The 13,435-nt window shown below is 47.5% G+C and carries 13 protein-coding genes; 5 read left to right on the top strand and 8 right to left on the bottom strand.

The window, feature by feature from the left end; translation table 11 throughout:
* Window positions 1-86: 86 nt before the first annotated feature.
* Together NNX04_RS00705 and NNX04_RS00700 are read right to left on the bottom strand one after the other, a co-directional pair.
* Window positions 87-311, bottom strand: a complete 225-nt coding sequence (locus tag NNX04_RS00705) for a DUF2789 domain-containing protein (RefSeq protein WP_261947166.1) — start codon at window positions 309-311, stop codon at window positions 87-89.
* Between the two features lie 91 nt (window positions 312-402).
* The gene (locus NNX04_RS00700; protein WP_261947165.1) at window positions 403-1,299 is read right to left on the bottom strand and encodes an acyltransferase; all 897 of its coding nucleotides are present in this window, start codon (window positions 1,297-1,299) and stop codon (window positions 403-405) included.
* A gap of 93 nt (window positions 1,300-1,392) precedes the next feature.
* Between NNX04_RS00700 and lepB the strand changes: the two genes are divergently transcribed.
* Window positions 1,393-2,022 (top strand): signal peptidase I, encoded by a 630-nt coding sequence (gene lepB, locus NNX04_RS00695; RefSeq protein WP_151058351.1) that lies wholly within the window; start codon window positions 1,393-1,395, stop codon window positions 2,020-2,022.
* A gap of 35 nt (window positions 2,023-2,057) precedes the next feature.
* Here lepB and NNX04_RS00690 read toward each other — a convergent pair whose 3' ends face one another.
* Together NNX04_RS00690 and fabV are read right to left on the bottom strand one after the other, a co-directional pair.
* Window positions 2,058-2,588: a 5' nucleotidase, NT5C type gene (locus NNX04_RS00690; protein WP_261947164.1), complete on the bottom strand. Its 531-nt coding sequence runs from the start codon at window positions 2,586-2,588 to the stop codon at window positions 2,058-2,060.
* A gap of 100 nt (window positions 2,589-2,688) precedes the next feature.
* A complete protein-coding gene (gene fabV / locus NNX04_RS00685; protein WP_261947163.1) occupies window positions 2,689-3,864 on the bottom strand; it encodes an enoyl-ACP reductase FabV in 1,176 nt (391 codons plus the stop codon).
* Window positions 3,865-4,091: 227 nt separating this feature from the next.
* Here fabV and NNX04_RS00680 point away from each other — a divergent pair, with 227 nt between their 5' ends.
* The 3 genes from NNX04_RS00680 (at window position 4,092) to mgrA (ending at window position 6,281) form a co-directional block, all read left to right on the top strand.
* Window positions 4,092-4,505 carry an MAPEG family protein gene (locus NNX04_RS00680; protein ID WP_261947162.1) on the top strand — a complete coding sequence of 138 codons (414 nt, stop codon included), beginning with the start codon at window positions 4,092-4,094 and terminating at the stop codon, window positions 4,503-4,505.
* 108 nt (window positions 4,506-4,613) lie between these two features.
* Window positions 4,614-5,051, top strand: coding sequence for a hypothetical protein (locus tag NNX04_RS00675; RefSeq protein ID WP_261947161.1), 438 nt, complete (start codon window positions 4,614-4,616; stop codon window positions 5,049-5,051).
* A 216-nt stretch (window positions 5,052-5,267) separates the two neighbouring features.
* Complete coding sequence (gene mgrA / locus NNX04_RS00670; protein WP_007642275.1) at window positions 5,268-6,281, top strand: L-glyceraldehyde 3-phosphate reductase; 1,014 nt, start codon at window positions 5,268-5,270, stop codon at window positions 6,279-6,281.
* A gap of 351 nt (window positions 6,282-6,632) precedes the next feature.
* On the opposite strand, the gene creD is transcribed toward mgrA, so the two are convergent.
* From creD to creB, 4 genes are all read right to left on the bottom strand, one after another.
* Complete coding sequence (gene creD / locus NNX04_RS00665) at window positions 6,633-8,006, bottom strand: cell envelope integrity protein CreD (RefSeq protein ID WP_261947160.1); 1,374 nt, start codon at window positions 8,004-8,006, stop codon at window positions 6,633-6,635.
* A 169-nt stretch (window positions 8,007-8,175) separates the two neighbouring features.
* On the bottom strand, window positions 8,176-8,778 hold the full coding sequence (locus tag NNX04_RS00660) for a hypothetical protein (RefSeq protein WP_261947159.1): 603 nt from the start codon (window positions 8,776-8,778) through the stop codon (window positions 8,176-8,178).
* Between the two features lie 121 nt (window positions 8,779-8,899).
* Window positions 8,900-10,393, bottom strand: coding sequence for a two-component system sensor histidine kinase CreC (gene creC, locus NNX04_RS00655; RefSeq protein ID WP_151058358.1), 1,494 nt, complete (start codon window positions 10,391-10,393; stop codon window positions 8,900-8,902).
* Complete coding sequence (gene creB / locus NNX04_RS00650) at window positions 10,393-11,103, bottom strand: two-component system response regulator CreB (protein ID WP_261947158.1); 711 nt, start codon at window positions 11,101-11,103, stop codon at window positions 10,393-10,395. The genes creC and creB overlap by 1 nt, the downstream gene beginning before the upstream one ends.
* A gap of 123 nt (window positions 11,104-11,226) precedes the next feature.
* On the opposite strand from creB, the gene NNX04_RS00645 reads away from it, so the two are divergent.
* Window positions 11,227-13,434 carry an FdhF/YdeP family oxidoreductase gene (locus tag NNX04_RS00645; protein ID WP_261947157.1) on the top strand — a complete coding sequence of 736 codons (2,208 nt, stop codon included), beginning with the start codon at window positions 11,227-11,229 and terminating at the stop codon, window positions 13,432-13,434.
* Window position 13,435 lies beyond the last annotated feature (1 nt).

The raw sequence follows: 13,435 nt of genomic DNA, 5'->3' as shown, positions 1-13,435 counted from the left end.
AGGTGGAACCATAACATAGAAAAGCTGACTCCCAAATGAAAACGACCGGCCAATGGCCGGTCGTTTCTGTTAGGGGTGATAAGCGCTTAGTCGCGCAACAAACAGTTCAGCTCATCCACAACTTCAGCCCAATCAGAGTACTCCTGTCGAGCCTCACGCAGGAATGCCGCTTGTTCGGCAGTCCAAAAGGAGGCGCTCGCCAAGGGTTCGGCTTGCGGTAGCGGGCGATGCTTTTCAATAAAAGCCTCTATCGCGGCGGGAGAGTTGGGTAGACCTAATTTGGCAAAAAGATCATTCAGCGTGTAGAACATGCGGCCCTCCTGTCGATGTTATGGAACAATTCCACTCAAATATTCCACCACTAGGATAGCGGCAAGACAAGCAGTCTCCTAGCTTAATTTTCTATCGCCTTTTTTCCTCGGCCATCATTGCATGCAGTAGCTCATCTTTTTCCTGCCAGAGTTGGTTGACCCAGAGCTGAAAACGCGCGCGAAACGCAGCATCCTCACTGTAATCCCCAATAAGTTCAGGTGGGATGGGCAATTGGCGAATGTGTACACGAATACGCTTCACCCGCCCACAGGCGTATTCCCAGTAAGTGGGAATCCCCTCCGGGTAATAGATGGTGACGTCCAACAAGCGATGCAACTGCCCACCCATGGCAGCGAGCGTAAAGGCCAAACCACCAGCTTTAGGCGGCAATAAGTGGCGATAAGGCGACTGCAACTGGCTATGTTTGGTCTCTGTAAAACGCGTGCCTTCCAGAAAATTAATAATCGTGACCGGGTGATGGCGAAAACGCTCGCAGGCCTTGCGCGTCTGCTCTATATCCTTCCCCTTGAGTTCAGGGTGTCGCTCAAGCTTGGCTTTGGAGTAGCGACGCATGGAGGGGAAATCCAGCCCCCAGAGCGCCAACCCCAATACCGGCACCCATAACAAGCTGCGCTTGAAAAAGAACTTTACCCCGGGAATACGCGCATTAAAGGCACGCACCAATACCAGAATATCGGGCCAGGACTGATGGTTGGCAATCAACATATACCATTCGGCACGGCTCAAATTGCCCAGCCCTTCCACTTCCACCTGGGTGGGCAAGGTATGCTCTTGCTGCCAGGTATTAAAGGTAATCCACAGGTTGGAGGCCGAATCCAACAGACGGTCAATCGCGCGCCGCAAGGCGGTTACAGGAATCAATAATTTCACCAGCCCCAGCACCACTACCGGAACAGAAATCATAATAATGGTGATGGAGAAAATCGCAGTGACTAGCACCGCGCGCAGATGATTGAATAATTGCATATTACCAACCTGTGAACTTGCCTGAGACCCTAGTGTCATAAAAGCTGCGCATTTTTGTGCATTACCCACACAGGATCAAGAGAGGGACAATGAATGAAACGTTTTTGGATGGAAAACCGTTCACTGTTTATATTTTTAGCACTGATGTTTTGCTTCCGCAGTGCTGTCGCTGATTGGAATCATGTACCCAGCGGTTCAATGAAACCCACAATTATTGAAGGCGATCGCATAGGCCTGAATAAGATGGCTTACGATCTACGCGTCCCTTTCACCCATATTTCACTTTATAAAATAACTGATCCACAACGCGGGGACATTGCAATATTTGATTCAAAGGTCGCCAATAAACGCTTGGTTAAACGCGTGATTGGCATTCCCGGTGATACAGTCGCAATGCAGAACAATCGCCTTTATATCAATGGCGAGGCAATTACCTACACGCCCGCTGCTAATGGCGACTGGTTGGAGCACTTACAGGGCAAAAACCATATAGTTCGAATTGACCCGAATACAAAAACCTATGCGAATTTTGCCCCGGTAAAAGTACCCGCAGACCATTATTTGATGCTTGGCGATAACCGCGATAATAGCGCCGACTCGCGCGTAATAGGTTTTGTGCCACGTAGCGAATTTGTCGGCCGTTCCCGCAGCGTTATTATGTCCTTCGATTATGAAGACAATTTTTTACCGCGCGCAGACCGTTTTTTTCATAGCCTTGAATAGCCACTGAACGCTAGCGCACTTATTGCCACAAGAAATTAGCGTAAAAAATAATTGCGCACATCCAACCAATCATTCATACGCACCGCTGCAGCCTCTTCCATATTATGCGCTGCAGAAAACAGTAGGCCCTGCCCCACAAAACCTTCAAAGTGACGCGAGCTGTCATCAATTAAATAATCTGCTTGCACCACATTTTTCTTACCGCAAAAAATAAAATTCATGGGCGACAAAAATGGCAAATGTTTTACCAACCACTGGTATTTGGGTGTAAAGGATGTGGGATGCTCCATAGCGGCGGTGGCGATGACTATCTCATAGTGTTCATGCAACTCCCGAATCACCTCGATTGCATTTTCATAAGGAGGGATATCCTCAAAAAACGCCGGAATATCAGGGTAAGCTCTCACTCGCGCGACATGGGCTTCAGGCACAGCCTTATAAATCTTGGTTGCATATAAATCAGCCTTGGTTAGCTTTTGCTGAAACTCGGTGTTGTACCAATCAAGGTGACGGGCCAAGGTGTCGCAGATGGTTTCATCCATATCAATTGCAATACGTTTACGCATTTTTGCTCCCGAAACAATAGACCTACAAAACAATATACCGAAAACAATAGCTTGATAAAAAAATCCCCCGCCAAGGCGAGGGATTTTAGTGCAATCAACCTTAGAAGTTAGTTGGCACTAGAGGTGTCGTTTCTGCATCGTAGTCCACTCCGTCGATACCGAAACCAAACAGACGCAAGAACTCGGCCTTGTAGCCTTCAAAGTCAGTCAGTTCAAACAGGTTTTCTTCAGTGACTAAATCCCACAGCTCTTCCACTTTGGTTTGCACCGATGGGTCTAATTCCAACTCGTCAACGCGGTAACGATTGGCATCGTCCAGACGCGGTGTGGCGGAGTACAAACACTCTTTGAATAAACGTTGGATCTGCTCGATACAACCTTCGTGGGTACCCTGTGCCTTCATCACTTTAAACAGGATTGCCAAATACAGCGGCATTACTGGAATCGCGGAGCTCGCTTGGGTCACAACGGCTTTTAATACGGCAACGCGTGCATTGCCACCGTGTTTTGCGCTCAGGGTTTTTGCCGCGCGATCCAAATCTTCTTTGGCTTTACCAATAGTCGCTTTACCGTAAATTGGCCAGGTTAATTTGTCGCCAAGGTAGGTGTAGGCAACGGTTTGGAAATTGTCAGCGAGCAGATCTGCGCCTTTGAGTGCATCGATCCACATTTCCCAGTCTTCACCGCCCATTACCTTAACGGTATTGGCGATCTCTTCGTCGGAGGCCGGCTCGATAGTGACATCAGAAATTTTCAGCGTGTCAGTATTGAGGTTTTTGGAGGTGTACTCCTTACCGATGGGTTTTAAGACCGAGTTAAACACTTCGCCGGTTTTAGGGTCGGTACGGCGTGGTGACGCAAGGCTGTAAATCACCAAATCCACTTTGCCCATGCTGTTTTTCAGCTCAGCAATAACTTTGTCTTTACAGGCATCGGAAAAGGCATCGCCATTAATAGTGTGGGCGTACAAACCTTCGGCTTTGGCTGCATCGTGAAATGCAGAGGTGTTGTAGTAACCAGCGGTTGCCGTTTTAGTTTCCGACGGCTCTTTCTCAAAACACACACCCAAGGTATCTGCACCACCGCCAAAGGCGGCAGTAATCCGTGAAGCCAAACCAAAACCGGTTGAACAACCCAGCACCAGCACCTTTTTTGGCGCACCGGCAACGGGGCCTTTGGCTTTGGTGAAAGCGATTTGCTCTTGAACATTGGCAGCACAACCCTGTGGATGCGCATTGGTACAAATAAAACCGCGGACTTTTGGCTTGATAATCATGAATCTACCTTGTGGTGATGTTTATGAATTAGCGGGTGAATCAAACGGAAATGAGCACCAGAGGTGGCTCGCAAAGGCGGCCATTATAGTGCCAGAAAGCGCGAATGTCCCCTGCACCCGCTGCAACTCATCAGCAAGTCCAGAGCTACTCGCTCAAGCCGCAACAAATCTGCACAGGATTTGAACTATAGTTGAATCAATTCCCCACAGGATCAAGGAGCAATTTCATGATTTACCCCATGTTCGCCATGGTTTTACTGACTTTTTTGGTCGCCTTTCGCTTGCTCTTTTTGCGCCTCAAGGCGATTAAAACAGGCAGCGTTAAGCTGAGCCAATTTCGCCTGAATACCGGTGAGATGCCCGATGAAATAGCCCAAACCGCACGTAACTACAGCAATCTATTTGAAATACCCGTACTTTTTTACGCAGCGGGCGCCACCGCGATCGCCATGGGAACAGAAAGTACAGCCATGATGGTCGCCGCCTGGTTGTTTGTGTTCGCGCGCACAGCCCATAGCATCATCCACTTAACGATCAACGATGCAATCAACCGCTTTCGTACCTATGCCTTCGGTAATCTCTGTGTATTGGCGATTTGGGGTATATTGCTAATTGATCATGCCACTCACTATGTGGGGTAAATTGCACCAATAGCAGCACTTTTGTGTCGCCATATGCGCTGGCGCACCGAATTAACACCATCGAGAGGCTAAGCTAAACGCTGTTTTACTACCCAGAGGTACTACATTGTGAACAAAAAAATTATCGCCAGTTTATTACTCAGCTTGAGTGCCCTACCGGGCTTGCCCGCCATGGCCGACGATCTGGGCATTAATGTGATATTGGAAGGTGAAGTTGCCCCCGGCGTTTATGGCCGGGTCGAATTGGGCAATGACTCGCGCCCGGACATTTACTACCGCGAGCCCATGATCATCGTCAGCGATTCAAAATATGCACGCAGCCGACCTGTGTATTTACATGTCCCGCCGGGCCATGCAAAAAATTGGGGTAAACACTGCAGTAAATATCGTGCATGCGACCGTCCGGTGTATTTTGTGCGTTCAGCAGAATATGACGAGCACTACAGTGACGATCATGGTCATGATGAACACAAGCATGAAAAAAATGATCGCCCAGGCAAGGGCAAGGGACAAGGAAACGGCAAAGGAAAAGGCAACAATCACTAAACACTGTGTTTTCACCACCCAAACAATTGCAGCACAACCTTTGCGCTGCTTGATCCCCGCCAGTGTGCGGGGATTTTTTTATCTACTGCAAAAAAACCAGCCACCTTTCTTTACACTCCCGCCACACGGATTTACTGCTTTTCAGGTAAAATCCGGTAATAAATTTAATGCTTATCGGTTTCACTCTCCAACACTACACATTCGGCAGGAATACGCATGATTACCCACGAACCCAATCCGCTTTACGTTGCCCACCCCGATCGTTACAAAACCATGAAATATCAACGCTGCGGCAAAAGCGGCCTGCGCTTATCGCGCTTATCGCTGGGTTTATGGCAAAACTTTGGCGCGGTGGATTCACAAGCCAACGCGCGTAACATGCTGCGCCGTGCGTTTGATTTAGGCATTACCCATTTTGATTTGGCAAATAATTACGGCCCCAATTTCGGCTCGGCGGAATCCACTTTTGGCAATATTTTTAAACAGGATTTTGCGCACTACCGCGATGAATTAATTATCTCCAGCAAAGCGGGTTACGACATGTGGCCAGGCCCTTATGGCATTGGTGGTTCACGCAAATATTTGGTGAGCAGTTGCGATCAAAGCCTGAAGCGTACCGGTTTGGATTATTTTGATATTTTTTATCATCACTGCATGGACCCGGAAACACCGCTGGAAGAAACCATGCAAGCGCTGGATTATATTGTGCGTTCAGGTCGCGCACTTTATGTTGGTATTTCCAATTACCAACCCGAGCAGACCAAAGAAGCTGCGCGTATTTTGCGCGCATTGGGCACACCACTACTCATTCATCAACCGCGTTACAACATGTTTGATCGCTGGATCGAAAATGGTTTAACCGACGTTTTGAAAGAGGAAGGTATTGGCTCGATCGTATTCTCCCCACTTGCACAAGGTGTGTTAACCAACAAATATTTGAATGGTATTCCCGCCGATTCACGCGCAGCGCGCCCTGAATTAATCTACCTGAACAACAAAGACATCACACCGGAAAAATTACAAAAAGTACAAGCCTTGAATGCGATTGCAGAATCACGCGGTCAATCACTGGCACAAATGGCCATCGCCTGGACTTTGCATAATGATGCGGTGACCACCTGTTTGATTGGCGCCAGCCGCCCCGCGCAAATTGATGACTCGGTTGCTGCCTTAAACAACCTTGATTTCAGTGCAGATGAACTCGCAAAAATCGAAACCATTTTAAAATAAACCGCGGCGTAGGTTGGGTTAGAGGCGAGCAGCGCGAGCCTCGTAACCCAACAGCAGTGTCGCCGCCCACCGAATGTTGGGTTACGCGACTCGTTAAACTCGCCGCCAACCCAACCTACGATTTAACAACCAACATTCCATTTATGCTATCAACTAATAACCCGCGCATAATTCTCTCTCAACTGTTTCTGCGGATACTTCAACGCATAAACCTCTGACCCCATCAACAACACCACAGCAAACAAAATTATCCGCGCTCGCCAGCCCCGGCTCCACAAACAATAAGTGAATAACACTGCTAACAATACGGGCAGCCCCACAATCAAACACGATGCAATCAGCTCAATCATTTTAGTGTTCCTTCACTGTCGCACTGGCGGCTTTACTACTAGCGCCCAATGAATACCAATCCACCTTGCGTGTAAGCAACATAAATGCACCAAGCACAACAAACAATAACAATGCGCCCATTAACAATGCGTAATCCTCCGCGCTTAACAGGCCATATAACAACAGGTATAAAAACCCCAACCCCAAGCTAAATCCCGCACCGCGTATAAAACTTTGCAGCACATAGGACACATAAAAACCAATCAGCACCACGCAGGCAAATGAGGAAATAGCGTAAGCCGCAACAAAAGCGATATGTTCAGATAACGCCAGCAACAACAAGTAGAAAAATGCCAATGCCAACCCCACCAAACCGTATTGAACCGGGTGAACCTGTAAGCGTTTTAACACTTCAAATAAAAAGAAACTGGCAAAGGTGAGCGCAATAAATAACAACGCATATTTAATCGCCCGATCACTTTTTACATACAAATTGACCGGTTCAACCAAGCTCACACCAAATTGCCGCTGTTGGTATTGATCACACTGTGTGGTGCGAATACAGGCGGTAAAATATTCTGCAAAATTGGTGGAAAAATAGGATGTCTGCCAACGCGCAGTAAATCCGGTGTTATCAATACTGCGCTCCGCCGGTAAAAAATCGCCCAGAAAACGCGGGTGCGGCCAATCGGAGTGCAATTCAACATGGGTTTCCTTACCCAAGGGCGCTATATTGAATTGCTCCGTGCCTTGCAACATCAACTTGAAAGAAAAAGGTACTGACTGCGCTTGTGAATGGATATCTGAAAAAACAGTTGGCGATAACCGTGCATGCACACCATCACCCAGAATTTTTAGTTGCGAGCCAGGTTCAAAGTCATAGGTTTGCTGATTCAGCTGTAACTGCAGGGAATTTTTAATGCCACGGATATCGCTAATACCCACCGCCACAAAGGGACTGTTAAAGGTGTAATCAGCGAGATTGGTTTTAATGCCGTAATTGAGCGGCAAGGTAAAGTACCCGTCGATACTATTGTCTGCATGGTAAAGCCGCGCAGTGTAAATACCCAACTGGCGCGACTCGGTAGTCATATCACCACTCAAACGAAAGCGGTCAGGTAAAAAGTAGAGATTGTCTTCAATTACCCGCTCATGAAATACTTTTTCCTTAGCCTCATTCAGTGTCCAATAGCGCTCCTTTTTAGAATATGGGACAACTAATACTGGGCCCACCAGAGTTTGGCTATAGGCTGAGCTGCGCGCTATATCGCGCACAACCTGCTCGCTATAGTCGCGACGCTCATCAATGGAGTTGCCAATCATTACCAGTGGAATGAGTAACAACAACATTAAACAGCCAATAGCTAAAAATTTGAACGATAGTGAACGATTCATGGTGATCTCCTTGGATTAATTAGGGATCACTATGCCGAAGCTACATGGATTCTTTATGGAGAGTTGGCGGTGCTGTATGGAGATTGTGTGAATTTTTCGAGGAGATTGTGCGATGCTGACGAGCGCCCTGCCCTTTGCACAACTGCAGAGCGCTCGTAGTAACAGTAAACTACCGGCGGTTAAATACCACCTGATTTTTGCTCGGGAAAATAGTGCGGAACTTTTTCATAAATTCATCATTAAACTTGCGCATCCGTTTGGATAACAACAAATTACCCGAGGTAAAATTGGCAGTACAAAGCTCCAAAGTCTGGTTACACAGGTTTTTAGTATTGATTGGGGATGCAAAAAAATAATCCGCAAAATGCTGCTCAAATTTGTCCATCTGCGCGGGTGATACACGTAAATTCTCATCGTTGACTGCGGCACCAAACAGCATATACACCGGAGTTTCAGAGTTGACGACGGGACGCCCGTTAATCCGCACACTGACTAAATCAACATTAAATACCATGCGCTGTTTAAAGTAAGACACCACAAAACGCCCTTCCGTTTTTTTTGCTTCCTCCGTGTAACGAAAGCTATACCAGCCCTGATTACCCGCCTTGGTAATGCTTAACTGCTTGCTGCCATCTTCACTTAACCAGTCACCGGCTACTGGGCGGGGAGTATCCGGCACATTGGCGCTAGCAAGTGGTTTGGACAAAAGATCTTTACAGGCAGTGAGCGACAAGAGAACAACACAACACAAAAGCTTGAGCGGCGACAACATTCTTTTAACTCCAGCGACAATCGGTATTTTAGTAGGCACTTACAGAGCCATTTTTTAAAACCCGGAGCTTATTTTTTTACCGTCGCCAGAGCTGTAAATAATTGTACTTTCATGCAGCCTTTCACACACTAGGGAATTCCAATATCACACTTACACCAGTTGTGGCTAGCGATTGCGCAAGCGGGACATTGGGGGATAAATCCTGAAGCTGGGTGTTCATAATCGATAATTTTCCAGCGTGTAAATCCATTACCTCCTGCACAAAACTCAACCCCAATCCGGTACTTTTTTTGCCCGTTTGCGGGCGTGGCAGTGAGAAGAATCGCTCGGTTAAACGCGCAAAAGCAAATTCGGGGATTGACTCACCCTGATTGAAAATAGATACCTGTAAATGTTCGCCTTGTTTAATTGTCTGCACAAAAATAATGCCCCCACGGGGCGTAAAATCAAGTGCGTTTTCAAGCAAGTTATTGAGTGCTTGATGCAATAAAAACACTTCACCAACCACCACTGCAGAGGGCGTATAGTCTTTGTGGATTTGAATCGACTGTTGGGCAATACGCGCCATCTGGTTATCCAGCAACTCATCGCACAGTCTATTAAGATCGATAGATTTTGGATCATGCAGGCTCTGCTGCTGTTCAACCAAAGCAAGGTTCAATAATCGCTCGATTAGATGTTGCAAACGCAGACTTTCAGTATCGATATTGACGATAAAGCGCTGCCGCTGTTGCTGGTTTTCAAGTGTTTGCAACAGCGGTGTCTGCAATAATTCAGCGGCTGCACGAATACCCGCCAGCGGGCTTTTTAATTCGTGTGCCAATGTTTGCACATAGCGCTCAATATAGGCTTTACCATCCAATTCACTACGCATGGACTCCAACGCCTGCGCAAGTTGGCGCAATTCACCGCTGGCAATTTTGCTTTCAGGAATTATTGCTCGCTCGCCCTGGCTAACACTCACCGCATACTCGCGCAACTTGCGCAGTTCGCGGCTCAACCACCAGGAAAATACTGCACCGCTGAGCAAGCCCAGCAAAATTAAACTGCCCCCCAAAATACCCAAACGCTGTTGGGTGCGATCAATAAAGGGTTGCACACTGCGGTTCGGTTTGGCTACCGACACCACACCGATAATGTCATCGCCATTTTTAATGGGCGCGGCCACATACATAATGCTGGAACTTTCATCGCCCTCCTGCTCATGGGAAGAGCGCGCACCGTACTTACCTTGCAAGGTTAAATACACGTCATTCCAGCGCGAGTAATCTTGCCCTACCGCAATATTATTGGAGTCCAACAACACAATGCCATTGCGGTCAGTAACATAAATACGGTGGTTAACCGCAAATTTATTCACGCCCCAAATATTGGCATTGGGCGTTCGCTGACCATAGGCACGAAAAATATCCGCATAAAAATCTTTGTTGATTTGATTATTTAACATTGGTTCGCGCAAGAATTCCGCCAGCAAATTGGCAGTATCAACCAGTGTTTCCTCGGTTGATTGACGCACGCCTGGGCGAATTTCTTCCATCACCGTGCGCAATACAAAGTAACTGCACAACGCCACAAACAGCATGTAAATAATAAATATGCGTAAACTCAGCGACATCAATGAGCATCCGGTTGATAGCAATAACCAAAACCACGTTGGGTTTTAATAGGCTCTGCAGCAGGGTTTACACTGCGTAATTTGGCGCGCAGGCTTTTTATATGGCTATCGATGCTGCGATCGTAACCTGCATCCACCGTAACCCCCACCGCTGTGAGCAACTGTTCGCGGCTAAATACCCGCCCCGGCTGCGCCAACAGGGTTTCCAACAAACAAAATTCAAAGCGGGTTAGTTGTAACAATTGTTGGTGGTAGTGAATAGTTTTACGTTCATGATCTATCGTGAATTCCGCTGAAGTCGGGGCGCGGGGCGAACTAACCGCAACCGTCGGAACCTCCTGCTCCCGCACGTGTGTGCGCTTTAAAATAGCTTTAACGCGGGCTGCCACTTCCCGCGGGCTGAAAGGTTTTACCACGTAATCATCTGCACCAATTTCAAGCCCCACTACCCGATCCAGTTCATCACCACGGGCGGTTAAAAACATCACCGGAACTTCGGAAAATTTTCGCAGTTGCTTGCAGGCTTCAAAACCGGTCATGTCGGGCAGCCCCACATCCATAATAATCAGATCGACCGGTTGCTCCTTAGCGTGAACCAATGCCTTGCTCGCCAGACTTTCCCAATGGGTGGTAAAGCTCTCTGCCTGCAATACAAATACCAGGCTTTCAGCGATGCTGGGCTCGTCCTCAAGAATCAAAATATAGGGCATGAAGTCAATCCGTAAATAGATAAGGGCTGGGGCGATTCTACAAGAAAGCCGTGATTTAACGTATTGCAATAGCGAGAAAACCGCCCTACCCTCCAAACATATTCCCGTTTCCGGTCAGAGATTATGTCTTCACACAATTCAACACCTGCCGAGCCTATTAGCATTGTAGGCGGCGGCCCTAAAAAAGTGCTCTACACCTTAAAAACCGTGGCGCGTATCGGCCTGCTTAACTCAGCCAAAGCGCTCAACAGCAAAAACACCTGCAAAGCCTGCGGTTTGGGTATGGGCGGTCAACGCGGCGGTATGACCAATGAAAAAGATGAATTCCCGTCGGTATGCAATAAAAGTATTCAGGCGCAATCCACCGATATTCAAGCGCCGATCCCCGAGGATTTATTTACTCACACACTGGACGATTTTAAACAACTGAGTGCCTACGAAATTGAACATCTGGGGCGGTTAAATACCCCGCTGTTTAAATCTGCCGATGGCAATAAATACACACCAGTAAGTTGGGAATTTGCACTGGATAAAATGGCACGCAGTTTTGCAGCCACCCAGGCGGAGCGCACATTTTTTTATTCATCGGGCCGCTCCTCTAACGAAGCCGGTTTTGTGCTGCAATTACTCGCGCGTTTGTACGGCACCAATAACGTCAACAACTGTTCCTTCTACTGCCATCAAGCTACCGGCGTTGGTTTACACAATGTAATCGGCACAGGCACGGCGACAGTGTCATTAGAAGATGTGGGCAACTGCGATTGTATTTTTGTGATAGGTGCAAACCCATCCTCCAATCATCCACGCTTCGTGCATCAATTAAAAAATTGTCGCGAACGCGGCGGACAAGTGATTGTTATCAATCCGGCTAAAGAACCGGGTTTAGTACGTTTTGCGGTACCCAAGAGCGCTAAATCCATGTTCAGCGGCGGAACCTGGATTGCATCAGAATATGTGCAACCCAAAATCGGCAGCGACCTTGCGTTACTCAAAGGTATCGCCAAAGCATTGTTGGAAGCGCAACACATCGATGAACAATTTATCGCACAGCACACCGATAATTTTTTAGTGTTTAAACAGGATATTGATAATACGTCGTGGCAAACCATCACCACTCATTGCGGTATTGATCAGGAAGTAATTCAACAGCTCGCACAGGCCTACGCCAAAGCTGAGCGCGCTATTTTTGCCTGGGGCATGGGTATTACCCATCATTTACACGGTGTGGAAAATGTGGAGGCGATTGCCAACCTTGCGTTGTTACGCGGGATGTTAGGTAAACCCGCCGCCGGTTTATTACCGCTGCGCGGTCACAGCAATGTACAGGGAATTGGCACTGTGGGTGTTAAACCCATTTTAGCGGAAGATGTTTTATTACAACTGGAAAAACACACCGGTGCACAATTACCGCGTAGCGCAGGCATGGATACCCTCGCCTGTTTGACTGCAGCACACGAAGGAAAAATAGATGCCGCATTGATTATGGGCGGCAATTTATTTGCGGCAACTCCAAATAGCCACTGGGCGCAACAAGCGCTGAATAAAATCCCCTTTAAAGTGTACTTGACCACTACACTCAACCTGGGTCACGTGACTGGCATGGAAACCAGTGAAGCATTAATTTTACCGGTCACCGCGCGGGATGAAGAGTGGCAACCCACCACCCAGGAATCCATGTTTAATTATGTGCGTTTAAGTGATGGCGGTATAAATCGCTTGCACAATGTAAAACCGGAAGTAGAAATTCTGTGCGAATTAGGCAAACGCTTATTACCTGAATGCCCACTCGATTTTAATCAACTGAAACAACACGATTCTATTCGCGCGGCGATTGCCGCGACCATTCCCGGCTTGAGTGAATTAAAAGATATCGCACACACAAAACAAGAATTCACGATTCAAAATCGCTTACTGAGCACACCGGAATTTGCCACGAAAAACGGCAAAGCCCAATTTCAAACCAACGTATTACCCGAGACTATCACCAACAATGATTTCCCGTTTGTATTAGCGAGTATTCGCAGTGAAGGTCAATTTAATTCAATTATTTACGAAGAGACGGACTCTTATCGCGGGACTAATACCCGCTGGTCGGTATTGATGAACAAGGAAGATATTCAAGCGCTGGGAGTTGCCGCCGGTGACGCCGTAACCTTGCGTTCGGCGCAAGGTGAAATGAAAGCCGTCACTGTTTTTGCGTTTGATGTGCCGCGCGGTAATGTCCTGGCTTATTACCCGGAAGCCAATGTCCTGATTGCCACCACTCACGACCCGCGCAGTAAAACACCGGCCTTTAAATCGGTGCCAGTACAAGTGACTCCATGCAAATAGT

Source organism: Cellvibrio sp. QJXJ, from assembly GCF_024452345.1.
Taxonomy (GTDB): Bacteria; Pseudomonadota; Gammaproteobacteria; order Pseudomonadales; family Cellvibrionaceae; genus Cellvibrio.
The sequence above is the reverse complement of the archived record's forward strand: the minus strand, read 5'-3'. Positions and strand labels throughout refer to the sequence as shown.